This is a genomic window from Paenibacillus sp. EB106-05-06-XG162 (assembly GCF_058791655.1).
Genome location: NZ_JBYTDT010000003.1, coordinates 362,644 through 388,511, shown reverse-complemented (window position 1 = coordinate 388,511; position 25,868 = coordinate 362,644). Strand labels below are relative to the sequence as shown.

Sequence of the window (25,868 nt, the reverse complement as noted above, 5' to 3'; positions counted from 1 at the left end):
TTGTAGGTATGCTTGGGGTTATCCCTACAAGCATACCTTTTTTCATGAATCCGTTGATTTAGATGCAAGTCGCATGTTTTGTTCAGGTATTCTCGTTGCTGCAAGGAATGCGACACAGAACGAGCAAAGAATTGTCGTGTCGGGTACGCTTCTCCCGCAACAATTGTGCCTTGTAGGTTACAAGAGGAGAATCGTATATTGCAAGTATTAAATCTGCACTTGCAGCTGAGAGAGGTGATGAGCATGACATTATGGTTAAGGGGCTGGGGTACAGCCCTGAAGCGAGACAAGTATTTATACTTATTAATGACGCCGGGCATACTCTTTTTTCTCATCTTTAAATACGGACCCATGTGGGGTTTGACGTTAGCGTTCCAAAACTACTCTCCGTTCCTTGGATTCTGGAAGAGCGAATGGGTAGGCTTCAAATATTTCGCTGAGTTCTTAACGAATCCTGATTTCTTTAAGATCCTACGGAATACGCTGGCGATTAGTTTCCTGAATATCCTGTTTTTTTTTCCGGCACCGATCATCTTAGCTTTGATGCTTAACGAAGTGCGCCGATTAAGGTTTAAGAAATTTGTGCAGACGGCGATCTATTTACCCCACTTCGTATCATGGGTCGTTATTGCAGGCATTTGCTTTATTTTGTTAAGCGAGTCCTCAGGGGTTGTTAACGGACTGATTGTTGAGGCGGGAGGGTCGAAAGTTGACTTTCTGACAAATCCGAATACATTCTGGCTGTTGTTGACGACGCAAAGTATTTGGAAGGATGCCGGATATGGAACAATCATTTTCCTGGCAGCATTGACGAGCATCAATCCCGAGCAATACGAAGCAGCTCAGATCGACGGGGCGAGCCGATGGAAACAGCTGCTGTACATCACGCTGCCAGGGATTAAGTCCACGATCGTTGTGCTGCTCATCCTTCGATTAGGTACGGTTATGGATGTCGGTTTTGAGCAGGTCTATCTGATGAGCAGTGCTCCTGTAGAGAGAGTTGGCGACGTGTTCGATACGTATGCATACCGCGTAGGGGTTCAGCAGGGAAGATTCAGCTTCGCAATCGCTGCAGGGATGTTCAAATCGATCGTCGGCTTCATTATGGTCATTACGGCCAATCGTGTAGCCAAGAAAATGGGTGAGGAAGGGGTGTATTAGGATGGATCGTTCCTCCAGATGGTTAGATGGCTTTATATACGTATTGCTGCTTTTGTTCTCTTTATCTGCAATTCTGCCGTTCATATATATCACGATCGTATCCTTTACAGATCCGCATGAATTTATAACAACGCCGGTTATGCTGTTTCCGAAGTCATGGAGTTTAGCTTCATACCGCTATATCATGTCTTCCAACCAATTTCTTACTTCCTTCTTTGTCACAACGATGTTGACGATCGTCGGTACGGTATGCGCTTTGTTGGTAACGTCCGGATTGGCATACGGGTTATCGCGCAAGAGGTTGAAAGGCCGAAATTTCATCCTGACTTCAATTTTGTTCACGATGTTATTCAACCCAGGTATCATGCCAAACTATTTGTTGATTCGATCATTAGGGCTGTTGAACAGTTTCTGGGCGCTAGTCCTGCCGGGGTTAGCGACTGCTTTTTATGTACTGCTAATGAAAAGCTTCTTCCAAGACGTGCCTGCAGAGCTGGAAGAATCGGGAAGAATGGATGGCTGTTCGGATATCGGGATCTTTTTTCGGATCATTCTTCCGATATCACTTCCGGTGATCGCCGCATTCAGTTTATTTTACGGAGTTGGGTATTGGAACACGTATTTTAACGGAGTCCTTTACATTAATAAGGACACGCTGCGTCCACTCCAAGTCGTCTTACAGCAAATGCTGGCCGCAAGCTCTTCGCCGACCGATTATGCTGAGGCTTCAGCAGCCGTGATACCAGCAGAAACGGTGAAGATGGCAGCTGTTGTCATTACGGCAGTACCTATCGTCATGGTCTATCCGTTCCTTCAGAAATATTTTGTGAAGGGCTTAACGCTCGGTTCGGTCAAGGGGTAAGCTATACGGATCTTGAGAGGGGGGATGCGGCGCGGCGTTATAGAAATGGCAATCATCGATTTTTACTTAAAGGCGGGTCAGCAATATCCATATAAGAGGAGGCAAACAATCAATGAAAAAGTATATGAAGATAACAGGCCTTACGTCAACAGCTTTGCTCATGCTGCTTATGACCGCGTGCGGAAGCGGGGATAGCGCTAATTCAGGTGATACGCAGCAGTCGTCATCAAGTGCAGAGTCCAAGTCTCCTACGGAAATGACAATCATCGCGCCAACTTATAATGATGCTCCAAAGAATGATTTGGAAGCCCTCCAACAAGTCAACCAGAAATTCAATATTAAAATCAATGCTACGTATGTTCCTTCGAATAATTACGATGATAAAGTGAACATCATGCTGGCGTCGAACGACTTGCCGGATTTGACGGTTGTATGGGACATTACGAAGTCAAATTGGGCGCAAGCACTTGATCAAGGGGCCTTCTGGGATTTAACGCCATATATCAAGGACTATCCGAACTTATCCAAGATTGATCCTACCATTTATAGCGCACTTTCGTTTAACGGCAAGACGATGGGGATTCCGCGGGTCAGACCACTTGATGGTCAAGAATCGCTTATTATTCGTAAGGACTGGCTTGACAAATTGGGTTTGCAGCCGCCTAAGACGACCGAAGATTTGTATAAAGTTATGGAGGCGTTTACGAAGAACGATCCAGATGGTAATGGCAAACCTGATACGTACGGTTTCGCTTCGTATGCGACGCCAGGCGTTCAGACGTACCTATTCTCGATGTTCGGATCTTCGTCCTCACAAAACGGTGCGATTATGCAAGGCTGGAAACAAGATAGCAATGGTCAATTGACTCCTGCATTTGCAACTTCTCAGATGAAAGATGCACTCACTTATTGGAGTAAAGCTTTTAAGGATGGCCTCATCGTTCCGGATTATCCGGTCATGAAACCACAGCAGCTGAAAGACATGTTCATTCAAGGAAAAATCGGGATGTACATCGGCAATATCGTCGACATTTATAATGCACCAAACGTCATTCAAGAGCTTCAAAAGGTGAATCCGAAAGCGGATGCAGTTGCTTACGAGCTTCCAGCAGCTCCGGATGGCAAGCATTACTATGAGAAGAGTACAGGATCTTTCGGTCAGCTGATGATCAGCAAGAAAGTTTCGGAAGATAAAATGAAGAAGATTTTAGAAGTTTTGGATTATGGAAATACACTCGAAGGTTCGAAACTGATAAGCTATGGCATGAAGGACAAAGACTATACAGAAACCAATATTCCGACCATCGTGGTACAGACAGATGCTGGCAAGGCGAATCAGTACTCAAATACAGGTCAATGGATTCCTGGCTACTTTAACAAATATTCAAGAGCGGAACATGGAGATATGTCGCCAGAGGTCATTAAGTCCAACCACGAGCTCGTGGATGCGATCAGCAATAATTCTATCCTGGATCCAACTGCTGGTATCAATACACCTACAAACACAGAAAAGGGCGCTGATTTCCTCAAGAAAATTTGCGATAACGAAATCAATACTCTCGTAGGTAAAAGCAGCTTGGAAGACTGGGATAAGTTCGTGAAATCCATGCTTGATGATCCTTCCTTCCAGAAGCTGGAGCAAGAAGCGAACGAAGCATTCAAAGCGAAGAACAACGGTTAGATCATTAAGTTCGTGCGTATTCGTTATATGGTCGGGTAGATGGGTACGGAGATATCCGTACCCCCTGATTTTTTGATTCATGAAGAGGAGTGACCTTTATGCTAATGAACCGTTACGTGAATGACATTTCCGGACTCATAACTCCGTATGAAAGCTATAACCCGTACCCAAAGGTTGAAGAAAGGGCGATATGGGATTCCATCCCGAGCACCATTCGAACCTATTGGATTTCCAGGGGAGAATCTAATCTTGATTTTTCATGGCCTGCGATTACGGCCGTCGATTACATGGGATATTCGAGGAATGGAAATGTTATGCGATTTCAGAATAAATACGAGGAACGCAGGATTTCATTGGCCTCCTTAGTCCTTGCAGAATGTATGGAGGGAGCAGGCCGCTTTATGGATCAGATCGTGAATGGGATCTGGACCATTTGCGAAGAGTCCTCCTGGGTAACTCCCCCTCATATGGTGATTTCCAAAGCGAGCTCTAGGGACTGTATCCCTCATATTTCGGATCAATACATTGACTTATTTGCCGGTGAGACGGCAAGTTTGATGGCAACCACTCATTATCTTTTGCAAAAACCGCTGGATGCCATTAGTCCCAACCTATGCAGTCGAATTCGTATGGAAATGAAGCGCCGTATTTTCGACCCGTATCTGGAACGCAGCGATTTGTGGTGGATGGGACTGCAAACGAACCGTAAAATGAACAATTGGAATCCGTGGATCAACTCCAATTGTTTATCTGCCTTTCTGTTGTTGGAGAGCGATGATGAACGCCGCTATCAAGCCATTGAAAAGGTCATGCGGACGCTTGACCGGTTTATTCACGATTGCAGTACGGACGGCGGATGCGATGAAGGTCCGGTTTACTGGGATCGTGCCGGCGGGGCATTGTTTGACTGCCTGGAGCTGTTTCATGAAGCTTCACAAGGAAAGATGAACTTGTATCAAGAACCATTGATACAAGATATTGGGCGATACCTATACAGAGTCCACATTGACGGTTCCAATTTCGTCAACTTTGCCGATAGCAGCGCACAATTTGACATCGAAGCCTCAACGGCATACCGATATGGCTCCCGCATCGGGGATCAGAATCTGATGAGATTAGCGTCATTCGCCTATCAAACGAACAAACCGCCGCTCTCCAGGTGGCTGACACTGCATCGCGTGATCCCTTCCTTTTTTGTTGATGACAAGATGAAGGAAATGAAAGAAGCACCCCCATATGTCCGTGATGTATGGCTGAACAATATCGGAGTGATGTCTGCAAGGGAACAAGAAGGGTCCAGCCAAGGTTTGTATCTGGCCGTTAAAGGGGGCCATAATGACGAGAGCCATAATCATAACGATATCGGTCATTTCCTTGTATATTCGGATGGGAGTCCTTTTCTCATTGATGTCGGTGTCGAAACGTATACCGCCAAGACGTTTAGCCCAGAGCGGTACGACATTTGGACGATGCAGTCAGCTTACCATAATGTCCCTATCGTAAATGGAATCCAGCAGTTGGCCGGCATCGAGTATAGAGCAAGTGAAGTCAACTATCAGGGCCGTGATGAAGCTGCGCAAATTTCGATGAATCTGGCTTGTGCCTATCCGAAGGCAGCAGGTATTGTTTCGTGGAAACGCACTTATGGTCTATATCGAAACAAAGAGGCTTATATCAAAATCGAGGACGAATTTCAACTTCTTCAAGCAACCGATGATATTACAATCCACTTGATGACTCCTTGCATGCCTCAAATCAAGAGCAATGGAAGCATTCTGCTGCAGAGTGCCAGCGGCGGGAAAGTGTGTATTGACTATGACGGAAGCAATCTTGAAGCATCAAGTGAGACTATTGAATTAGCAGATGAGAGATTGCGGGCAGTCTGGGGCGATTATCTGTATAGAATCCACTTAAAGACAAAGCAAGCCGTCTCTGCTTCTGTATGGACCATGTATATTAAAAATCTAATATAAATCCACCGATAACGTATCATGACAAATTTCTGCAAAAGCGTGTCGCTGCCCGGCGGTTAGGGATAGCACATGCTTTTTTGCATGAAATGCCTGCAAGACCCTGCGTTCACAAAAATGGGTTTTCTGCCGAATCGGCTTGCGGTGTCCGGTGCTCAGCTCATCGTACTGGATTGCATGGGCTATTCCACATCGCATCGCCACGCTGCACAACCGAAATCGCCCACTACCTTGTCTCGCCGCAAGGTGGTGGGCGATTTTGTTGTGTTCTCATTAGCCAATGATCATATTTGATCGAGTTATTATACCGAAATCTGCTCCAAAGAAAAATCAAAGAAATAAAACAGAACAGAATAAGAACACTTGTTCTGTTCTGTGGTAAATTTATACCATAGAGATTCGAGGGAAACACGGAACACCTAATCAAGTAGTCGATACGCAGACCTTAACAAGAAGGCTGCACGAACAAGTGTAGGTATGGATCGGTGATCACTTGAATCTCTTATTTTGCTCATTGAGGGGAGGCGGTAGATATGCGAACAAGGATCGAAGGAAATGAGGTGATGGACCCTGTTAACGACACTCACACATGTTAGAAATTTCGTCTTTACGACAGATCAGGATGGACCGGCTAATGAGCAGCTGACGATGTTGATCCTATCTGCTTCGCAGGGGATTGAAGCGTATTGCAAGAGACGGTTCAGTCAGGGCACACATACCGAAATTTACAGCGGTGGCAAGACGCGAATTGAGCTTCGGAATTACCCGGTTCAGAGCATTCAACGTGTTACGAAGCTTACGGGTGAAGCGATCAACGGGTACGAATTGCTACCGGAAGACGGAACGCTGCTGCTCCCAGCAGGATGGCCGGCGGGGGAAGACAACATCAAGGTCGAATACGAAGCAGGTTATACGACTTGGAGTCAGGTTACCGGAACAGAGAAAGTAACGCTGCCCGCTTGTATTGAGATGGCCTGTATTCGCTATGTGCAGATGATGTATGAGGGACAGATTGGCAAGGTGTCGGAGCGAATTGGGGATTATGCGGTAACGTACACCGATACGCCAAATGGTCAATTGCCTCAGCCTGTTGCGCAGCTCTTGGAACCTTGCCTTGGACGGTGGTTGTAATGCTCGGTTTGTTGCAGCAGAGCATGACGTTGAAGCGGCTTCGTACTTCGCTCGATGATTTCAACACACCTAGTGTTGAACAATGGGTACTGGTCGGGCGATTCCGCAGCCGTTGGCGCCGGAAGCAATTCCAGCAGTTAAGCCCGGAGGCGATCAACGCGAAGATTCAGGTTCGTGAACGGTATCGGGTCTATGTTCCGATCTGGTCCGGGATTCGAGCAGGGGACTTGATCTATATGGGACAAGATCCGGAGCCATTCGGTGTCTCGGCTGCCTATTTATTCGGCAAACAGCATATGGAAGTGGAAGTCGAGCGGGTGCGCAGCTTATGAAGCAGCGGGCACTCGTTCCTAGAAAGGGGAGAGGATCATGCTGAGGTGGACGCTTGATGCGATTCGTACGCAATTACGCGCTGTGGCACCGCAAGTTCCTATCTATTTAAAGTCTGCTGCCAGCGGATTTGAGCAGCCGTCCTTCTACTTGCGATTGGTTGAAGGAACGTATGAGGAGACGCATCGCACGAATTATATGATGCAAGCCGTCTGGGAAATCGTCTACATGCCGAAGGAAGACGAGGCAGGGCAGACGGATCCGTTCGATCTTCTCGATATGGCGGATCGGCTGCATCAGCATTTCATGGCATTGCCGTCCCTACCGGGTGTGGAAGGGGTAAGCTTCGATCGCACGGCGCTCCGAGGGCTGATGAGACAAGGGGATTTTGCGCTACAGATCACGCTTGAGTTGGAATTAGAAGGACCGCAAGTGACTTATGACATCATGCAAGAAATCATTTTAAAAGATGAATAGAAGATAAGAGGAGGATTCTTATGGGATTACCAAATGTAAATATTATTTTTAAGCAAAAAGCCGCATCGGCGGTACAACAAGGGTCAGTCGGCGTCGTCGCGATCGTCTTGAAGGACGCGTCCGTTACCGCATTAACTAGCTACGAATTACATGGACTTGATGAGTCACCGCAAGGGTTGAAAGCTCAGAACGCTGCGTATGTGCAGCAATCTTTTATGGGCATGCCAAAGCTCGTGAAGCTGGTCGTTATTCCGGAGACGGAGACGGACTACAGCAAGGCTATGCAATACCTGGAGACGATTGCTTTTAACGTGGTGGCGTTCCCTGGAGCAGCGACGGCAGAAGTAACGGCGCTCTCGACTTGGGCCAAAAATGTATTTACGAACAAGGAGCGTAAAATTATCGCGGTGCTGCCCAATGCGGCGGCGGATCATCCTTCTGTCGTAAATCTGGCAACAGATAATATCGAGGTCGGTGCTCAGAAGTATACGGCGACACAATATACGGCTCGGATTGCAGGTCTGATCGCAGGTCTACCGCTCACGGTAGCGCCAACGTTCCAAGTATTGCCTGAGGTGACGAATGTGCCTTCGATGACGAAGTCGGAAGCAGATACCGCGGTGAATGCCGGGAAATTCGTGCTCTACCATGACGGCGAGAAGGTAAAAATCGCACGAGGCGTAACCTCTCTCGTAACGACGACGGAAGCGATGGGCGAGGATTGGAAGAAGATTAAGGTCGTTCGCATTCTGAACAAAACCTATCAGGATCTGAAGGAAACGGTTGAAGACTTCTATGTAGGCAAGGTGCAGAACAGCTATATGAACAAGCTGCTGCTCATCTCGGCGATGAATGCGTATTACGAAGCACTTGAACAAGACGGCATCCTCGATCCAGGCAAAAATACGGCTGAAATTGACCTGACAGCACAGCGTACTTACTTGAAATCCATTCTTGGCACAGATGTTGTTGCAGGCATGACGGAACAGCAGGTAAAAGAAGCGAATACGCGGGACAAGGTGTTCATTACGGCCAAACAACGCCCGCTTGATGCAATCGAAGACGTCACGATGACGGTCTATCTATAAGGAGGAATGAAGGATGGCAACTTTTAATGGGGAAAAAGTGATTTCAGGAACGTTCGGCGAGGCTTGGCTCGACGGACAATACATTGCGGAGATTATGGCGCTCGAGGCCAAAATCGAGATTGAGAAGGAAGATGTTCCAATGGCCGGCCGTTTCGCGACGGATAGCAAGTTCATGGGCTTCAAGGGCAGTGGAACATTGCGGATGCACAAAGCCAATTCGCGAATGCTCAAAGCGTTAAGCGATAACTTGAAGAACGGGATCAACCCGCGTTTTCAGATTATGTCGAGCTTAAGCGATCCGTCCTCTTCGGGTGCGGAGCGTATCACGATCAAGGATGCTAGCTTCAACGATCTGTCCCTCATCAACTGGGAATTGAAGAAGAAGGGCGAGATTGAAGCGCCGTTCACATTTACCGACTGGAGCGTCGAGGATTCAATTAATCCGTAAAAAATAGAGCATTAAAGGAGGAAGTAAGGCTATGAGTCAATTATCTCTCGATTTATTGTTGAAAATGGACAAGTCCAAAATCCAGCGCCCAACGGCCAAAATTGAGATGAGCCGCTTAAGCGAGCTTGTCGGGGAGCCCGTGGTTTTCACCTGCCAAGCGCTCACGATGGATGAGTTCGAGGAGGTGCAGGAGGTTTCGGTTTCTTTTGGCAAGAAGGGGGAACTGGAAGAATTCAGTACTAATAAAGTGCAGATCTTCACACTGCTCAAAGGAATCGTCGATCCGAAGTTATCCGATCCGAAGCTGCTCGAATGTTACGGCGTCACAACGCCGAAGCAGTTGATTGAGGAATCGAAGCTGCTGCTGCCGGGTGAAGTGACGCAGTTATACAACGTGATCTCGGGTCTCTCGGGATTCGGTGACGAAGCGATTAAAGAACTAAAAAACGGATAAAATCGGACGGCTATGTTGAAATGCTCTACTACTATTGGAGTCGCAAAGGGATGCGCCCAAGCGAGTTCTATAATATGCCGGCAGGAGAGCAATGGCTGATCCGAGTGTTCTATGAGATGGAAATGGAGGAGCGGGAACGGATTGCAAGGACAGGCAATGTCTTTGCGACCCTTCCCGTTCTGTAGGGAGGTGAGAATGGAATGTGTGGTTCAAATGGAGAGAAGAAATCTTGCAGCAAATGCAATAAGGCCGGCAGTGACGGATCGGCGAACATATCGCTGAAGCATGCGCTGTTCCAAGTGCAGATGGTGCAGCGGCAGGTGGATCTGCTGAAGAAATCGATGCGCAATATGCAGATGAATATTCAGGTGAAGACGGATGTCGCATATAAGCAAGTGCTGGATTATAAGACGAAGATGGAGAAGACAGCAAAGTTCAATATCGAGCTTGTTGCGGAGCCGAAGATTAATTTGGATTGGAAAGATATGCTGTTGAAAGCTGCAGCTTTTATCGCTGTGCTTGCGGCGCTCAAGATCGCAGTCAAAAAGCTGGGCAGCGGCACAGCGGAGTTCAAGATTAAATATTCGATCGAAAAAATGAAGCCAAAACGTACGAAGGCGACGCTAATGAATCCACCGCCCGTGAAACCGAAGGATTCTGGCGGAGATGAAGGCGGACTCCCGCCAAGAAGTAGAAGGCGGGGAGGCAAACGCGGCGTGGGGCTGCTCGGTGGATTAGGCGGACTGCTTGGTGGGTTAGGCAAAGGACTTGGCGGCCTCGGTAAAATGTTGAATCCGTTCAAGCTGATCGGCAAGATCGTACCGATGTTCAGGCTGCTCGGGCCAGTGATCTCGAAGCTCTCACCGTTGATTGCGAAGCTGGGGGACGCATTTCTGAAAGGGATGGGGAAAAGCTCAGGCATGATTAAAAAGGTGAGTACTTTGCTAGGTTCTTTTCAGGGTGTGCTCATTAACTTGGTTACCATGGCGGGACAGCGTTTTTCGCAATTCATCGCGTGGCTGCTGCCGGCGCTACCAACGATCGTCGGATTTATTTCAGGGGTGGTTCAGAAGGCTGTTCAGTTCTTTGCGCCACTGCTGCCGCCGATTATGCAGGTGTTCCAGACGGTGTTCGGTTGGATTGTCGAGAATATGCCTGTGTTCCAAGCGGCGATCGGAAATGTATTTAGCGCACTCGGCCCGATTATTCAGACTGTCGTGAATGTGTTCCAGATGCTCTGGGGCATTTGGATGGAGGCATGGCCGACGATTCAATCGATTTTGGAATCGGTATGGGGTGTCGTGCAGCCGATATTTGACGTCTTCATTACGATCATTCAGATTTTGATGAACGTGATTCAAGCGGTCTGGGATGCGCTTAAGCCGGTTCTTGAGATGATTTGGGAGGCCCTTAAACCTATTATTGATGGGATCGGCAGCATGATTAGTGCGTTCGGCGACGGCTTGGATTGGGTGCTCGATAAGGTATTCGGAGGCGGTGGAGGCAGCGGTCAAGACGGCACAAGTGCAGGGGTAAGTGATCCAGCGAAGAAGCATGCGGCTGGTCTGCTCACGGTTCCAAGGGACAATTACCCGGCGCTGCTGCATCGCAATGAGGCTGTACTCACGGCACGCGATGCTAACCAATACCGCAATGGCGGCGGTGGTCGAGGAATCACGATCAACTTGAATAATCCGGTGGCGCGCGAAGAAGCCGATTTTAAGAAATGGGCGGTCATCCTGCGTACAGAGCTGGAAAGTGCGGGCCTGAACATGGCTTAGGAGGTGAGAAGGAATGATCGAATTTTGGCTGACATTCAACAATAGTGAGGAATCGATCTGGCTGCATATTCCGCCGCCGACGTTCGAGATTCAGACGGGGTTGTGCAATTCGACGGTCACCTTGCATGAGCTGGGCGAGCTGATGCTGATTGGCAAACGAAGGCTGAAAACGGTGTCGCTGAGCAGTTATTTTCCGGTGGTGGACGATGGACTTGGTCAGTACAAAACGCCGAAGCCGCCGAAGGAGCTCGTGAAGATGATCGAGAGCTGGCGGGATAGTCAGAAGCCGATGCGGCTGCTTATTTTCGGCAAAGGGCTGACTATTAATGAAGCGATGGTGATCGAGAATTTCTCGTATTCGCAGAAGAACGGGCCGGAGGATGTGTATTTTACGCTGGATTTGAAGGAATATCGGTTCGTGAAGGTGAAGACGACGCCGCTAAATGCGAAGGAAGCTGGACAGCTGCGACCCCGACCTTCAGACAAGGGGATTGTGAAGACGTACACCGTACAGCCTGGTGATACGCTGAAGAAGATTGCAAAGAAGGTCTGCGGGAATGAATCGTACTATATCTCGATCCAAAATAACAATAAGTTGACGACCGAGAACAGCGTTCTCGAAGTCGGTTCGACGGTGGTTATATCGATGAAATAAAGGAGGGGGTGGCATGCGGATTGTATATATCTCCCGGACGAATCAGAAATCAGATATTACCGAGCTGTTCATTCGGGCGACATGGAGCGGCGATGTGAAGGAAGTGGCGAGGAAACTCGAGGTCTCGTTTGCGGTGAACGCGGGAGATCCTTATTTTCCGAAGCTGTATATGGATCTGGGCGAGATGCTCATGGTGATCGATGATCAAGGGAAGGAGCTGTGGCGGGGATATATTTTCGCGAAGAGCAAGTCCTTATCGGGTACAGAGATTACGTATACGGCATATGACGGGCTGATCTATCTGACGAAATCGAAGGTCTCAAAGAACTTCAAACAGATGACCGCCGAGCAGATTACCAATCTGTTATGCAAGGAATTTGGTGTTCTCGTCGGGGGACTCGCGAAGACGAATATCCCGCAGAGCTTCGTGCATATGGGGAAGACGGTATACGAGGCGATCATGACTGGGTACACGCTGGCGTCGAGTCGAACGAAGCGAAAATATATGCCGAGAATGCGGGAAGGCAAGCTGGATGTGGTGCTGCTCGGCGAGACGGTCGCGAAGCGCATCCTGACGGCAGAGACGGATTTGCTCGAATCCACGGTGGATGAGAGTATCGATGCGATGATCAACCGCGTGTTAATCGTCAATGAGTCGGGGGGCGTTGAGCGGATCGTAGACAACGTGCCGTGGGTCGAGAAATACGGTCGGATGCAGGAAGTGTACCAGAAGGAAGAAGGCAAAGACGCGAATCAGGAGGCTAAGTCGAGATTATATGGCATGGATTGCAGTGCTTCGGTTCAGGTGATTGGAGGACGAGATACCTATGATCTGGTTGCGGGCAATGCGGTGCGAATGATCGAGGATGTGACCGGGATGACCGGTCTTTTTTATATCGAAAATGACTCGCACGCCTTCGAAAACGATACACATACGCTGAATTTACGGCTCAATTTCGAGAAGGTGATGGACGAGTACAAACCTGATGAGCAAGGGGGGATCTGATGTCGGAGTTATCATGGTTCGTTGAATTTATTCGGGATCAAGGGCAGAAATCGATTGGTCCTTCGGTACTGCTCGGTCAGGTGCGTGCGGTTCCTCCGGCATTGGTGGTTCGTGCAGAAGGGATGGATCTGGAGGCAGAGGATCTCTATGTGTCTTCTTCGTTGCTGCTGCCCGAAGCGCTGTATGTCGGGGATAAGGTCGTGTTGATGCCGCTCGCTAGCGGGCAGCAATTTATTGTACTAAGCAAGGTGGTGAAGATGGGTGAATGATCTATTTCCTTTGGTGGATGTTCCACCAGATTTGGCGTTTAGCAGCAGCGCAAGTTTGTCGCTATTCCGGGAATATGCCTGGGATTTCGCTAGGGATGAATTCGTGATGAAGGATGGGCAGCTGGTGCTGCTCGAAGGACAGGAAGCTGTAAAGGTGTGGGTATACAAGGCGCTTCGTACCGAGCGTTATCGGTATTTGGCGTACAGCTGGGATTATGGGAATGAGATTGAACGGCTCATGGGCAGCACATTCTCGCCAGCGGCGCAGCGCAGTGAGGCAGAGCGGTACGTACGTGAGGCGCTGATGGTTCTTCCATATATTAGGGAAGTTAACCAAATCGAGATCACGTTTGCTGGCGATGTGCTGAATGTTGAAGCGACGGTGGAGACCGTCTATGGGGAGGTGAATGTGCGTGTTTGAACAACAATCATGGGATAGCATTCTGTCGCGGATGCTGAATCGTTTTGCCCCTGAAGGGGTGGCGAAGCAGGAAGGCAGCTTCGTCTATGATGCGATGTCGCCGGTTGCGGTGGAGCTGTCGCAGGCGTATAGCGACTTGGATCGCGTGCTTACGCAAGGATTCGCGGAGACGAGCAACGGCGTATACCTGGATCGACGGGCAGGTGAGCACGGCGTGACGCGCAAGCCGCCGGCGAAGGCGCACGGACTGGTGAAGGTGAGCGGAACTGCGGGGGCTAAGATTCCAGCAGGGACGGCGTTTGCGACGAAGAACGGGACACTGTTCATGACGGAGGCTGAGGCAGCTATTGCAGCGAAAGGGTTCGTGAAAGTTGATGTGGTCGCGGAAGAGGCGGGTGTGAGTGGGAATGTGCCTGCGCTCGGGATTACGGAGGTCATCGGCAGTATTCCAGGCGTTCAGCAGGCAGTGAATGAAGCGGCTTTTACCGGGGGGTATGACGGAGAGTCCGATGACGCCTTGCTTGATCGGCTGTTGACCAAGGTCCGTACGCCGGCGACGAGCGGTAACGCGAACCAATATCGCCAGTGGGCGATGGAAGTGACAGGGATCGCGGATGCCAAGGTGTTCCCGCTATGGAACGGCAACGGTACCGTCAAAGTCATCCTACTGGACGATGCTCGCCGTGCGCCAGCGCCTGAGCTGGTGACTGAGGTTACGGAGCATATCGCAAGGGTACGGCCGATTGGGGCGAACGTGACCGTGGCGGCAGCGGTGGAGGTGCCGCTGAATATCGACGTGGACCTGGATGTTCTGCCCGGGACAACGCTCGCGGAGGCCAAAGCATTGATTACGAATGAGATAAGCGCGTATCTGAAGGAACTTTCGTTCGTGGATGCGATCGTCCGTATCGCCCGGATTGCGAATGTCATCCTGGATACGAGGTCGGTCGTAGATTACCATGATCTGAAGATTAACGGGGCCGATGAGAATATCGTCATCCCGGAAGGCAGCGTCGCGGTGATCGGGACGGTGAATGTGCGATGACGGAAGGGAAGGAAGCATCAGGAGTGCAAGTAGCTGGATTAATTAATCCGCTGCGGCGGTACGTGCCGGAATTCGTGTCAGGCTCTCGTGTTCTTGGAGGAATGCTAGATTCGCAGTATCAGGAGAACGTTGAATTGACCGCATCCGTTGGAGATGTGCTCGATCAATTCTATATCGAGACCGCGACCTGGGGGCTGGAAAGCTGGGAGCGGATGTGCGGCATCGTGACGGACTCGTCCAAGCCGCACGATCAACGCCGCAGCGTGATCAAGTCCAAGCTGCGCGGCATCGGCACCGTCACGGTGGACCTCGTGAAGAACGTCGCAGAAGCCTTTGCGAACGGCCAAGTCGACGTCCAGGAGGACGCAGCCAAGTACACGATCACCGTCACCTTCGTCGGCAAGCTCGGCATCCCGCCGAACATGGAAGACATTACCCATGCGTTACGGGATATTATCCCGGCACATTTGGGGATTGAGTATGTATATAAGTTCTACTTATATAGCGATTTAAAGACATCCGGTAAGAAATATAGCGATATAGCTTCTTTATCGTACTATGACTTATTGAATAAGGGGGTTAAGTGAAATGGCGAAAACTACAAAGTTGAATCTACCACTTGTGGATAACACGATGACTGCGGATGTGCCGCGAGACTTGAATGCACTTGCGAATGCTATTGATACTGCTGTAGAGACGCCTGCGGGTGCACAGGCGAAGGTGGATGCGGTATTAATTACTTCAAAATCATATTCTGATAGTAAAGCATCAGTAGCAGAGAATAATGCGAAGGTTGCTAGTGTTCAGAAAGAAACGATTAACATAGCTCAAGGGACAGATTTAAATAGTATCCGATCAAATGGTTTTTATGACGGTAATGGTATAGTAAATGCTCCGAATAGTGGTTGGTTTTATTTCTTAGTACAAGAACACTCAGCAAATGGAAACTCATGGCGCACACAGACTGCAACTAATTTCGATTCAGGAAGACGATACTTAAGGACTCTGGTCAATGGAGCATGGACACCTTGGAAGAGAACGTTGAATGAAGATGATTATACCTCACTTTTTCAATATGCCAATGACGGAAAGATCACAATCGCTAACGCTGTCAGCGGCAAAGGTGTTACGGCAAGTCCAAGTGATACATTCGCAACGTTAGCGACAAAAATAAGTCAGATTCAAACGGGAGGACGAAAAGCGTTTAACTATTCTAAATCACGACCAACATCAGCAGGCACACGCGTGTATGAAATAGTTGATTACCTTCCAGATGGTATGACATTTGGATTATTCATTCAAGGTTATAGTTATATTACTAATGGAGGAAGTACGAACAAGTCGTATGTAACGCCTGTCCTAATTGATGATGCAAATACAACTTTTTATATTGGTTCATACGGTGGATTTGAAGTTAATACTTCTACGTATTTATCGTTTGATATGCTGGGTAAAAAAGTAACTAATGATTATTCAGGCCCAGGTGCAGGTAGTGGTGTAAGGACTGTTAACTTTCCAGAAAATTTCAATCTAAAAGGAAAGATTCGACTTGGATTTTATGTCTATGCTGATGTAGAAGTCACTATGTCAATGTCGATCAAAGGTGATCTAGTTTATTTCTAACCTATTCTTTGTATTAGTAGGCCCATAAAAAGTCACTGCTTTGTGCTTGATAGCAAGTAGATATAATGATATTCATTTAATTTTAGTGGTAAATGAAAAGTGATATAAGATGCTTTTGTGAGAAGACTTGTGGATGATCGGTTTATGCTCAATGCATACTAGCAAGAGTCGAAAGAGTATAATATTTCCGTTAAAATGATTCCCTAGCTAGATTGAGTAAGGAGAAGCAAGCCATGAGAATGGCTTCTTTTCTTTTCAAAGAAAGGAGTAGTTATGGACAAATTATTGGCAACAATTTTAGGAGTTATTGCAGTGCCGGTATTTGAATTTCTATATGGAGGAGGTGGAATGGTGAATATGATGATGATGGCACTCATATTTTTCGTGTGTCTGGACTGGCTGAGTGGCATTCGCGCCGCTCAGAAAGACCGATCCTACGCCAGTAAATATGGGATCGACGGGGTATTTCGCACTTTTTTTATTCTATTGTTACCGGCAGGCGGACATTTACTCGATGAAGCTTTTCAAATGCCGGGCATTCTGTTCGGTGTCATTTCGGTGGGTGTGCTGTATCACCATTTGCAGTCGATGACAGCGAATGCGATCCGCGCGGGGTGGGGGAATTGGTTCCCGGAATGGATCATGACACGAATTACAGAATGGGTGAGGAGTGAACTGGACAAGAAGACAGAACGGGCCGAGAGCCGAAAGGGGGAATCCAAATCATGAAAATCGTTATTTGGGACGCAGGGCATGGAGGCAAAGATCCAGGAGCAACGGGTAATGGACTGCGAGAGAAGGACATTGTCCTCCAGATTGCTGCCGGAGCAGCCAAACAATTGGAACAACAATATGAAGGTGTGAAATGCATTCTAACACGCAATGCTGACGTATTCTTAGAGTTACAAGAGCGAACGACATTGGCGAATAATGCCCATGCCGATGCACTGATCTCAATTCATTGTAATGCTGGTGGAGGTCAAGGCGGATTCGAATCTTACATCTATAACGGTGCCGTCTCAGACGAGTCGGTTCGATTCCAACAATGTCTACACACGGCGATACTGAACAAGTTGCAGCCATACAGCATCTATAACCGAGGTACCAGACGCGCGAATCTTCATATGTGTCGGGATTCTCGGATGCCTGCTGTTTTAACCGAGAATCTATTTATTGATGTACCGAGTGACGCCGCACGTTTGAAACAACATAACATCATCCAAGCGCTCATCGAAGGTCATGTCGAGGGGGTAGCGAACTATCTCCAATTACAGCGGAAAAAGAAGGAGAACGAACAGACCCATCTAACCCCGCCGATTCCCGAACCGAAGCAAACACCACTATTTGTGAATGGCAACCACGTAACCGATGCAATCCTCATCGAAGGCATTTCTTATGCCCCCGTAAGATCTTTCGCAGAGAATCTTGATGCAGAGGTGCATTGGGATGCAGCGAAGAAACAAATCCATATCTCGAAAAAATAAGAACAAACGTTCCTAATATGTGCTATAATGGTCTAACCAAGACGAACAAGGAGGGACCTCGATTGGAACAAATGATTATCCCTATGTTACAGGAATTGGACCGTAAACGAACGCAAGCCGCTGTCGATGACGCGCTGGAGAAGTATCGATTTTTCAAGACGATTACCTTCGAAGTTAGGGAGAGCAGTATAACGGCTTCATACCAAGAGCGCCTTCATGGATCGACGAATCAGACAAGTGATAAGACGGCGAATATTGCGATTTATAATGTGGACGAGCCGGAGAAGCGTAAACTATATTGTGAACGGATCGAGCAGATCATTGAACATTTGCCGCAGCGGGAGAAGCTGCTCATGACGGAGATGACGAAGAAGGATCGAGTCTATAACTATGTGGTGTACAACCAGATTTTTGATCCTCCGATTAGTGAATATACGTTCTACAAGCTCAAATGGGAAGCGACGAAGAAGCTTGCCTATGCACTCAACATTCAGGTTTGCAAGGGAAGTTAGGACGAGCGAACAAGGTTGATTGGTGGCACGCTGGCGGCGTCCGCAGCGGATATTTCTGTGATGGACAGCCGTCTGAAGCGGAGAACATGCTAACTAACGATTTTCTTGATCACAAGGAAACCCCGGGATACCGCATTAAATCTACATACTTCCATTTCATCTCATATCGACTGACAATACCATTGAAGGGTAGCGACCATAAAACGAAATTTTTGTTGACGAATCGCGAGCGCGAAGTATTCGAGCTGTTGGTACAAGATAAAACAACGAGAGACATTGCAGGGCAATTATTTATCAGTGAGAAAACGGTGCGTAATCACATTTCCAAGGAGATGTGATTTGAAATAGACGGATTACAATCTCCTTAACAAATAGGTTTCGACTAATGCAGCAATTCCTGCGACGGCGAACACCACCACAATCGGATTTAGAACGGGGATATAGTAGAATACAGCAACAACAGCCATTGCACACCATATGCCAGTGCACCAGTGGCAGCTAAGTAGCGTTCCAATCCAATATCGTATTCCCGTTCCTTGAATGCTACTTTCGCGAATGATTGTCCCCTGATCATCGGTCGTGTAAGTCACGGAGATAAATGGTTTCCGTAGAAATTCCATGATATCATCATATACAATTAGATGGGTCAAACGAAACGAAGCCAGCGCCAGAATAAGCAACTCTAACCAGTTCAGTTCGATCAATTGTCATAACCCTCTCTCTTAACGATATGGCAGCTATTTCACTATTTTTATGAACATGTCAATTTCGTCCAACCTCATTGTCGAATCTATCATAGGATATACAAAGATTTGAAATCGGAGGTGACTGGCAAATGTGTTTCTGTCATTCAGTGAACAACGTGAATAAGGGCAAGGGCGTCGTCGAAGTTGTTCATAAAGGCCCAAAAGTACAAGCACCTCAACCTATTGGAGTGACTGCTAGAAAATTACAAGGCGTCGTCGTATTGCCACAGCATAAATAATCGTACTACAAGCTATGCAATCGGAACGGAAGTGTGAAAGATATATCGTCTGTATTGCCGGAGAAGGAAATCGTCCTTCTCCGGTTTTTTTCTGTCATAAGACAATCTGGGTGATCCATATGGTGTACTTGAGGTGATGCCTGGATGGAACCTAAACCAATTAAAATTGTGTTCAAGGAATGTGCTCGAGAGAGTTCACTGGAACAAATCTTGGATGAACTTGTGAAGGACGCCGTCAAAAGAATTGTGATGAAGTATGAGCATATCGTCCTCCAAGATGAGCAATAATCTTTGACTGGGTGGTGTCTAGTCCTATGAAAGACGAAACCGCGATATACGTAAGGGTCTCGACTATGAAGGATTCGCAAAAAGACAGCCCTGAGCATCAGCTGGGAATCTGTGAAGAGAAAGCGAACGCTCTACATTTACATGTGAAATATATTTACGAAGACCGAGATACGGGGACATCCATTGTGGCACGGAATGAAATTCAGAGGCTAATTGCCGATGCGAAACATGGAAGGATTAAGAATATCATCTTTGCTTCACTCTCTCGGTTTTCAAGGGATACACTAGATTCTTTAAACCTAAAGAGAGTTCTCGTAGATGCTCTGGGTATAAGATTAATATCCATCGAAGAAGGGTATGACTCGGCGAAAGATAATGACGAATTGAAATTTCAAATCATTTCCGCAGTGAATCAAAAGTTGAGTGAACAAATTAGCTTGTCTTCCAAACGGGGGATTCGTCAGTCTGCGTTAAAGGGGAATTTTACAGGAAGCATTACGCCTTATGGATACAAGAAAGTCATGATCGGAAATCGTAAGACACTAACCCCGGACGATGAGACCAAATCGGTCGTACAAATGATATACAAACTATATACAACAGATAAATTGGGTGTGAAGGCGATTGTGAACTATTTAAATGAAAAGGAGATACCTTCTCACAAAGCTGGCGTATGGGGGATCTCTAGTGTTCAAAGAATACTAATGAACGAAGTGTATACGGGGAATAACGTGTTTAGTAAATACGAGATGAAGAAGATCTACAATGACATTAATAATATGGCAGACAGGTCTAAGAAACAAGTGCAGCGTGCTAAAGAAACTTGGGAACGAAGTGCCTTTAAGACACATGAGCCAATTATTGAAGATGAGACATTTCATCGCGCGCAGGAAATACGTTTACAACGTAGCGGAGGAGCAAGAGGTGGTATTCGTAACCGAGTGAATCTATTTGCAGGCATCATCTTCTGTGCACATTGCGGGTCAGCGATGGTCATGATGAAATCAAATGGGAGCAAGTCCAGAAAAGAAATTCGAGAATACCGGTACCTTATTTGCTCAACGCGTCGTAGGCAAGGGGAGAAGGGGTGTGTGAATAATCTATCGTTGCCTTACGACAATGTACGTCATGTGATATTAGATGAAATAAGTCAGAAGCTAAAAATAGCTATTCCTATCGAGACAATTGTGAATAACAGCATACAGAGAATCAAGAAGAACAATATTGCAGAAGAAACGAAAGTTAAGGAGACAAAAAGACTCGAGAAAGCCATAGATACGAACCGGAATTTATTATTTCAATTAAGGAAGCAAAAGATGCTAGATGATCTAGACGAACAGCAGTATTCGTATGAAAAGGAAATGTACGAGCGAGAAATAGACAGTATGCAACAACGGTTAGATCATATAGAAGGCGTGAATGAAGAGACACTTAACCTTCATGTTATAAGTGAAGAGATTCGTACGGCCATTCATGAACTTGTTGAGCTTCGATTTGAACATCAGGATCCACTACGGCTGATTCTAATTACATTGATCAAACAAATCACGGTGAATGTTACGGGTGAGATTGAAATCCACACGCCTTTAGCCCTGGTGTGGCAAAATCATGGTGTATTTCAAACCACATTTCCAATGTAATGCAGAAACTCAATGTAAAGGGTCGTTCGCAAGCGGTTGTCGAGTTGATCAAGCTTGGGGAGCTAAAAATTTAGTTAAGCTTGTTATGCTCTAATTGGCCTTCTTTGCCTTTGTTTCCTTAGGGAACAAGGGTGGGAAGGTTCTTTGATTTAGTCCCTTGGATAGTCAATTCTCATAATATCCATAAAGGGAACTTTTATCGTCTCACTTCCTTGTTCAACATGAACTTTACTGGTTCTTGAATCTAAATGGACAATCTGTCCACGAGCTTGTTCTTCCCATCCCCATACCGTAAGTAATACCTCTGATTTTTCATGAAAAGCTTCAGTAATTTGATTTCCTAACTCCTCTAACACAAATTCATCACGTGTTGGACGTTTTGGGATTTTTGTTTTTGCCATTATGTTTTTCCTCCTGATACAGTTCTAATTAGAATAGGTATCAATTGTATCATATTAAAAGATAAATAAGAGCCCCTCGAAATTGCAAAGGGCTCCTTCGCGCGCAGACATAGATAGTTATATGGCGCTATCTGTATCTAGTTCTCTAGTTCGGCCTCAAATCGCCATCTGCATATACTCATCCGGCTTAATCCCCTCATACCGGGTAAAAGCCCGCTTAAAGGAATATACATTCTCATACCCCACCCGAAGCGCGATCGCATCGATGGCGCATTTCTTCTCCCGAAGTAACTCTTTCGCCATTTCCATCCGCAGCCGGCATAGATAATCATAGAAATTAATGCCGGTTACCTCTTTGAAAATCTTCGAAACGTTCGAGCTCGACATTTGGTACATCTCCGCTAGCATCTTCAATGAGACGTCGGCGCTCGTATAGTTGTCATTGACGTATTGCAGCAGTTTGCTGCCCACTTCCATCGTGGACGAGGTGTTCGAATACCGGTTCCGCTCGCAGATCAGCGTACCCACTTCATAGACATAGCTCCACATCGCGGCGGTGTTCCCCGCGTTTATCATACTCGTGAATTGCTTGGCATAGATGCTCGTATCGAGATTGACCTCATGCAGTACGCGGAGCATCGTCTCCATCAACAAGGAGACAAGTCGAACAGTGCTGCTCTCCGACAGCTGCCGTCTTGCATTCTCGCTGCTGATCTCTTGCAGAATATGCATCGACGTATCCAAGTTGCCTACCTTGAGGTTATTGATCAGCTGAACCTCCCAATCGGTCGGATAGTAATAGTCGAGCTCATTCGGGACCGCCTCTTCCTGCATCGTACGAATATGGCCGCGCGAGAAGAGAAGGTACTGCAATTGCTCATGCGCAGCATAATAGGATTTGCTGATGCCGACCAGACCTTGCTCCACCGGGCCGTGCAGGACGTCCAGATGGAATCCGCTGTTCTGCGCAATCTCCGCAGCAATCTCAGAGGCGATGCGTTCGATTAGCCCATCGGCGCCAAAAGGCTGTTCCGAAGATACGATCAATGCTTTATCGGCGTTGGTGATCTCGAAGAGCTCATAGTCAAGCTGCACCTGCTTCATCACGTTCTCGACGACGAGCATCGTAATCATCTCGATTTTACGGATCATTGCCAGCTCGGTCACTTCGTGAATGGCGTGCAGGCTTACAAGCATCGTGCAATAGGACATGTCCTCCGTATAGCGGATGCCGAATTTGGCGAGTCCGTTGACTTGTGGATCCTCTGGAAAGTATCCCTTGAGCAGCCGAAGGAACATATTCGATCTGGCAGCGCTCTCGAACGCAAGCATCGACTGTTGAAGCTCTTGATTCTCATGCAGCAAGCGATCGATCGACTTCTCAATATAGTTGTATTCCGAACTGGCTCCGGCACCAGGCTTGACATCTTCATACCGAACGCCATCCGAGAGTTTGTTCAACAGGGCGCGAAGCGGGCGATAGGTGATGCGAGTTAATATGAAGGCTGAGCAGGTGCCGACGGCGATCGATATTAGAATGGCTAACAGTGAGCTGAATAAATTATGGATCCATACCCCGCTGCTGTCCGTATACGTGACCGCATATTGCCAATCGCTAGATTTCGAGGGCAGCGCTAGGGTATAACTTTTCTCACGAGTACTTTGCTCGCCGGATGATTGCTGGATCTGTTGATAGATGCTCGCTTGATGCGTTGTAATCGATAGTTCCTTAAACTCGCTCCCTGCAAATCGATGCATATAATCCGATAAGTAAGCGCTGTCAATAAAGAGTACCAAGACCGCCCGCGGCCGATTGACGACTTCTAAACTTTGAAGGACAGGGATGACGCGCTTAGGGCTATCCCATAGTTTCAAAGCGGTAGGCTGCATAATTTTGAAATCGTTATTGTCCATCACGGATTTCTGAATGGCCTGTTGTGTGTTTGGGTCAAATACGGTGACATGCGAGAAGAAGTCTTCTGCTTGGAAGTTGCCGATGGAAGAGAGGATCCATTGCTTCTCAGGGAAGATGACCATGCCGAAGGAGAGAATGCCGATGGAATTGACATCATTGTCAAAATCTTTGCGGATCTCAATCATTTTCAATAAGTCGAATTCCTGGTCATATACGTTCGTATTTTGCATAAGCTTCTTCACCCAGGACTTGCTGCTCAACGTTTTGCCGAATTGTTTGAGCTCATTTAACTTGTTGTCGATGATATCTGCAATTCGCCTTGCATCCGACGCGTGTCTGTCATATTGCTGTCGCTGCTCCTCCACGATGTTCCGGTGTACGTTCAAGCTGCTGAAGATGATGATCGGAATGATTAAGATGGCGGTATACGACAAAAATATTTTACGAAACGTACGGTTTCCGAAACTTTTCTTATGCAAATTGCATCCCTCCTCCGGCATGGAATATCGAACTGAATGAATGAAGAAAATGGCAGTCCATCCCGATCACGTGAGGTCTGCCATTTTCCTTTTTTTTGTAACATTACTGGATGCTGTTATACCTGTCAAGCAATTGTTGATCGATCTCAATCAATTGGTCGAGGCCAAGCTTCTTCAGTTCCGCAATATATTGATCCCAGTCGTCAAGCGATTTCTGACCTAAAGCGAGCTTTGTCGCCAGCTCTGAGGAGTAGGTGTTCAGGTTGGTCAGGATTTTCGTCTTCGTCTCCAATTGCTTGTCATCCGGAATCGCCAAGAAGTTATTGTTCATGTTGACATAATACGGCTTGTAGTTAAGCACTTGCAGTTCATTATCCGCTTTATATTTCGGTGCGCTGGCCAGCTCGAATTCCAGGTTGGAGAATTGCACGCGCGGGAAGACGGTATCGCCGAGCAGCATGTTGCCCGTCACCTGTTTGGTTTTCGCTAATTCTTCCGCCGGTCCGTTGTTTAGATATACTTTTGCGCCGTTGCTCTCGACTTTATAGGTCTGTCCTTCAATACCCCAGAACATCAGATCTGCATATTTCTCCGAGTAGACCATATCGAAGAATTTTATGGCTGCCGCGGGGTCTTTGCAATCTTTTGTAATGGCATATTTATTGAAAATAAGGAAGTGAGGCTCCTGCTGCACGGCTGGCGTGATTCCCTCAACAGCCTTCAGCGGCATGAGCGGCAGGAATTCGCCACCGCCTTTAATTGTCGGTTCTTGATAATTCTCCAAATTATAGTCGTGCAGGGAAGCTACTTGATTATCCGTCATTTTCTGTTGATTCTGCTCACCTGTCGCTTCAATGAGGCTTGTATCGAGCACGCCTTCCTTCACGAGCCGCTGCATATAGCGGAAGTAATCCTTAACGCCTTCTTGATACCATGGAGATACGATTTTTTTGTTCTCGACATCAACGGCTGTGATGCCCGAACCTAGCCCGAACCATTGGGCGATCGCACCGGTGAATTGACCTGGATAATTGTAGGCGAGCACTTCGTCTTTCTTGCCGTTGCCATTCGCATCAAGCTCTCTGAATTTCTTGAGCGTCTGCAGATATTCATCGGCTGTCGTTGGAACCGGGAGATGGAGCTTTTCCAGCCAATCTTTGCGGATGAGCATCGTAAGGGAGACCGGCGCCGGATCTTTGCCTTGGTAGGTCTTTTTGTGCAGGTTGCTGAACCAGTACATTTTGCCGTCCGGAGAGGTGGTCGATTTTCTTGCGTAAGGGAACTCTTGGTCGTACATTTTCTTGATGTTGCCGTTGCTGTACTTCTCGATGAGCGGGTTCAAGTCGACCAGCACGCCTTGCTTCGCAAGGTTCAGCACGGTTGTATTATCCAGCTTCGAGACGTTCACGATGTCAGGCAGATTGGACCCCGACGCCATTCTTGTCTTGAGCACCACTTCATATTGTTCTGCAGGGACAAATTCGTTGTCCAGCTCGAGTCCTTCATTCTTCAGCAACTTGTCGATCTCGCCCCATACCGGATAGTTCTCGCGATCATCGTATTTAATATATTTGTTGATGCCGGCGGGTCCGAGCATTTTTAGTTTCGTAACCTTCTGTTCAGAAGAAGTGGTGCTGCCGTTGCGTTCCTGCTTCGTGCCGCTCGCATCATTATCTGTTTTGCTGCTGCAAGCAGCGACGGATCCGACGAGCAATGCAGCCGTCAACCCGGATAGAAATGTTCTTTTCCAAAGCTTCATGGA

Annotated in this window: 29 protein-coding genes and 2 pseudogenes; 27 read left to right on the top strand and 4 right to left on the bottom strand. The window is 47.4% G+C overall.

What is annotated here, in order from left to right:
* Positions 1-198: 198 nt before the first annotated feature.
* The 24 genes and pseudogenes from AC3WU2_RS10620 to AC3WU2_RS10505 form a co-directional block, all read left to right on the top strand.
* Positions 199-1,161, top strand: a complete 963-nt coding sequence (locus tag AC3WU2_RS10620; protein WP_492453866.1) for an ABC transporter permease — start codon at positions 199-201, stop codon at positions 1,159-1,161.
* A 1-nt stretch (position 1,162) separates the two neighbouring features.
* The gene (locus AC3WU2_RS10615) at positions 1,163-2,023 is read left to right on the top strand and encodes a carbohydrate ABC transporter permease (protein WP_492453864.1); all 861 of its coding nucleotides are present in this window, start codon (positions 1,163-1,165) and stop codon (positions 2,021-2,023) included.
* 112 nt (positions 2,024-2,135) lie between these two features.
* Positions 2,136-3,704 (top strand): extracellular solute-binding protein, encoded by a 1,569-nt coding sequence (locus AC3WU2_RS10610; protein ID WP_492453862.1) that lies wholly within the window; start codon positions 2,136-2,138, stop codon positions 3,702-3,704.
* Between the two features lie 98 nt (positions 3,705-3,802).
* Positions 3,803-5,677 carry a heparinase II/III domain-containing protein gene (locus tag AC3WU2_RS10605; RefSeq protein WP_492453860.1) on the top strand — a complete coding sequence of 625 codons (1,875 nt, stop codon included), beginning with the start codon at positions 3,803-3,805 and terminating at the stop codon, positions 5,675-5,677.
* Positions 5,678-5,746: 69 nt separating this feature from the next.
* Positions 5,747-5,968: an AroM family protein gene (locus AC3WU2_RS10600; RefSeq protein ID WP_492453858.1), complete on the top strand. Its 222-nt coding sequence runs from the start codon at positions 5,747-5,749 to the stop codon at positions 5,966-5,968.
* Positions 5,969-6,244: 276 nt separating this feature from the next.
* Entirely contained in the window at positions 6,245-6,805 is a 561-nt protein-coding gene (locus tag AC3WU2_RS10595) for a phage gp6-like head-tail connector protein (RefSeq protein WP_492454045.1), read from the top strand.
* A complete protein-coding gene (locus AC3WU2_RS10590; protein ID WP_492453857.1) occupies positions 6,805-7,137 on the top strand; it encodes a hypothetical protein in 333 nt (110 codons plus the stop codon). Before AC3WU2_RS10595 ends, AC3WU2_RS10590 begins: the two co-directional genes overlap by 1 nt.
* Positions 7,138-7,174: 37 nt before the next feature.
* Positions 7,175-7,612 carry a phage tail terminator family protein gene (locus tag AC3WU2_RS10585; RefSeq protein ID WP_492453855.1) on the top strand — a complete coding sequence of 146 codons (438 nt, stop codon included), beginning with the start codon at positions 7,175-7,177 and terminating at the stop codon, positions 7,610-7,612.
* Between the two features lie 20 nt (positions 7,613-7,632).
* Positions 7,633-8,700, top strand: a complete 1,068-nt coding sequence (locus AC3WU2_RS10580) for a phage tail sheath subtilisin-like domain-containing protein (RefSeq protein ID WP_492453854.1) — start codon at positions 7,633-7,635, stop codon at positions 8,698-8,700.
* A 13-nt stretch (positions 8,701-8,713) separates the two neighbouring features.
* Positions 8,714-9,148, top strand: a complete 435-nt coding sequence (locus AC3WU2_RS10575) for a phage tail tube protein (protein WP_492453852.1) — start codon at positions 8,714-8,716, stop codon at positions 9,146-9,148.
* Between the two features lie 31 nt (positions 9,149-9,179).
* A complete protein-coding gene (locus AC3WU2_RS10570) occupies positions 9,180-9,602 on the top strand; it encodes a phage tail assembly chaperone (RefSeq protein ID WP_492453851.1) in 423 nt (140 codons plus the stop codon).
* Positions 9,603-9,652: 50 nt separating this feature from the next.
* Complete coding sequence (locus AC3WU2_RS10565; protein WP_492453849.1) at positions 9,653-9,787, top strand: hypothetical protein; 135 nt, start codon at positions 9,653-9,655, stop codon at positions 9,785-9,787.
* A 15-nt stretch (positions 9,788-9,802) separates the two neighbouring features.
* Positions 9,803-11,383, top strand: a complete 1,581-nt coding sequence (locus AC3WU2_RS10560) for a phage tail protein (protein WP_492453848.1) — start codon at positions 9,803-9,805, stop codon at positions 11,381-11,383.
* A 13-nt stretch (positions 11,384-11,396) separates the two neighbouring features.
* Positions 11,397-12,038, top strand: coding sequence for a LysM peptidoglycan-binding domain-containing protein (locus AC3WU2_RS10555; protein WP_492453846.1), 642 nt, complete (start codon positions 11,397-11,399; stop codon positions 12,036-12,038).
* 13 nt (positions 12,039-12,051) lie between these two features.
* Entirely contained in the window at positions 12,052-13,044 is a 993-nt protein-coding gene (locus AC3WU2_RS10550; RefSeq protein WP_492453844.1) for an XkdQ/YqbQ family protein, read from the top strand.
* The gene (locus tag AC3WU2_RS10545; RefSeq protein WP_492453842.1) at positions 13,044-13,313 is read left to right on the top strand and encodes a hypothetical protein; all 270 of its coding nucleotides are present in this window, start codon (positions 13,044-13,046) and stop codon (positions 13,311-13,313) included. Before AC3WU2_RS10550 ends, AC3WU2_RS10545 begins: the two co-directional genes overlap by 1 nt.
* The gene (locus AC3WU2_RS10540) at positions 13,306-13,734 is read left to right on the top strand and encodes a DUF2634 domain-containing protein (RefSeq protein WP_492453841.1); all 429 of its coding nucleotides are present in this window, start codon (positions 13,306-13,308) and stop codon (positions 13,732-13,734) included. Before AC3WU2_RS10545 ends, AC3WU2_RS10540 begins: the two co-directional genes overlap by 8 nt.
* Entirely contained in the window at positions 13,727-14,779 is a 1,053-nt protein-coding gene (locus AC3WU2_RS10535; protein ID WP_492453839.1) for a baseplate J/gp47 family protein, read from the top strand. Before AC3WU2_RS10540 ends, AC3WU2_RS10535 begins: the two co-directional genes overlap by 8 nt.
* Positions 14,776-15,366, top strand: coding sequence for a putative phage tail protein (locus AC3WU2_RS10530; protein ID WP_492453837.1), 591 nt, complete (start codon positions 14,776-14,778; stop codon positions 15,364-15,366). The genes AC3WU2_RS10535 and AC3WU2_RS10530 overlap by 4 nt, the downstream gene beginning before the upstream one ends.
* A gap of 1 nt (position 15,367) precedes the next feature.
* On the top strand, positions 15,368-16,402 hold the full coding sequence (locus tag AC3WU2_RS10525; RefSeq protein WP_492453836.1) for a pyocin knob domain-containing protein: 1,035 nt from the start codon (positions 15,368-15,370) through the stop codon (positions 16,400-16,402).
* 348 nt (positions 16,403-16,750) lie between these two features.
* Entirely contained in the window at positions 16,751-17,131 is a 381-nt protein-coding gene (locus AC3WU2_RS10520; RefSeq protein ID WP_492453834.1) for a phage holin family protein, read from the top strand.
* Positions 17,128-17,886, top strand: a complete 759-nt coding sequence (locus AC3WU2_RS10515) for an N-acetylmuramoyl-L-alanine amidase (protein WP_492453833.1) — start codon at positions 17,128-17,130, stop codon at positions 17,884-17,886. The genes AC3WU2_RS10520 and AC3WU2_RS10515 overlap by 4 nt, the downstream gene beginning before the upstream one ends.
* Before the next feature lie 71 nt (positions 17,887-17,957).
* Positions 17,958-18,398, top strand: coding sequence for an ArpU family phage packaging/lysis transcriptional regulator (locus tag AC3WU2_RS10510; RefSeq protein WP_492454043.1), 441 nt, complete (start codon positions 17,958-17,960; stop codon positions 18,396-18,398).
* A 182-nt stretch (positions 18,399-18,580) separates the two neighbouring features.
* Positions 18,581-18,733: pseudogene (locus AC3WU2_RS10505) on the top strand (LuxR C-terminal-related transcriptional regulator); the annotation flags it as partial.
* A gap of 18 nt (positions 18,734-18,751) precedes the next feature.
* Here AC3WU2_RS10505 and AC3WU2_RS10500 read toward each other — a convergent pair.
* Positions 18,752-19,102, bottom strand: a complete 351-nt coding sequence (locus AC3WU2_RS10500; RefSeq protein ID WP_492453831.1) for a DUF1360 domain-containing protein — start codon at positions 19,100-19,102, stop codon at positions 18,752-18,754.
* A gap of 425 nt (positions 19,103-19,527) precedes the next feature.
* Here AC3WU2_RS10500 and AC3WU2_RS10495 point away from each other — a divergent pair, with 425 nt between their 5' ends.
* The 3 genes and pseudogenes from AC3WU2_RS10495 to AC3WU2_RS10485 form a co-directional block, all read left to right on the top strand.
* Positions 19,528-19,671 carry a hypothetical protein gene (locus tag AC3WU2_RS10495; RefSeq protein WP_018756931.1) on the top strand — a complete coding sequence of 48 codons (144 nt, stop codon included), beginning with the start codon at positions 19,528-19,530 and terminating at the stop codon, positions 19,669-19,671.
* Between the two features lie 26 nt (positions 19,672-19,697).
* Positions 19,698-21,311 carry a recombinase family protein gene (locus tag AC3WU2_RS10490; RefSeq protein WP_492453829.1) on the top strand — a complete coding sequence of 538 codons (1,614 nt, stop codon included), beginning with the start codon at positions 19,698-19,700 and terminating at the stop codon, positions 21,309-21,311.
* Positions 21,287-21,385, top strand: a pseudogene (locus AC3WU2_RS10485) (LuxR C-terminal-related transcriptional regulator); the annotation flags it as partial. The gene AC3WU2_RS10490 and the pseudogene AC3WU2_RS10485, both read left to right, overlap by 25 nt.
* Before the next feature lie 75 nt (positions 21,386-21,460).
* On the opposite strand, the gene AC3WU2_RS10480 reads toward AC3WU2_RS10485, so the two are convergent.
* The 3 genes from AC3WU2_RS10480 to AC3WU2_RS10470 all read right to left on the bottom strand — a co-directional run bounded on the left by AC3WU2_RS10480 (position 21,461) and on the right by AC3WU2_RS10470 (position 25,865).
* Positions 21,461-21,712, bottom strand: coding sequence for a YolD-like family protein (locus AC3WU2_RS10480; RefSeq protein WP_018756933.1), 252 nt, complete (start codon positions 21,710-21,712; stop codon positions 21,461-21,463).
* 156 nt (positions 21,713-21,868) lie between these two features.
* Positions 21,869-24,106, bottom strand: a complete 2,238-nt coding sequence (locus AC3WU2_RS10475) for a helix-turn-helix transcriptional regulator (RefSeq protein WP_492453827.1) — start codon at positions 24,104-24,106, stop codon at positions 21,869-21,871.
* A 103-nt stretch (positions 24,107-24,209) separates the two neighbouring features.
* On the bottom strand, positions 24,210-25,865 hold the full coding sequence (locus tag AC3WU2_RS10470) for an extracellular solute-binding protein (RefSeq protein ID WP_492453826.1): 1,656 nt from the start codon (positions 25,863-25,865) through the stop codon (positions 24,210-24,212).
* Positions 25,866-25,868 lie beyond the last annotated feature (3 nt).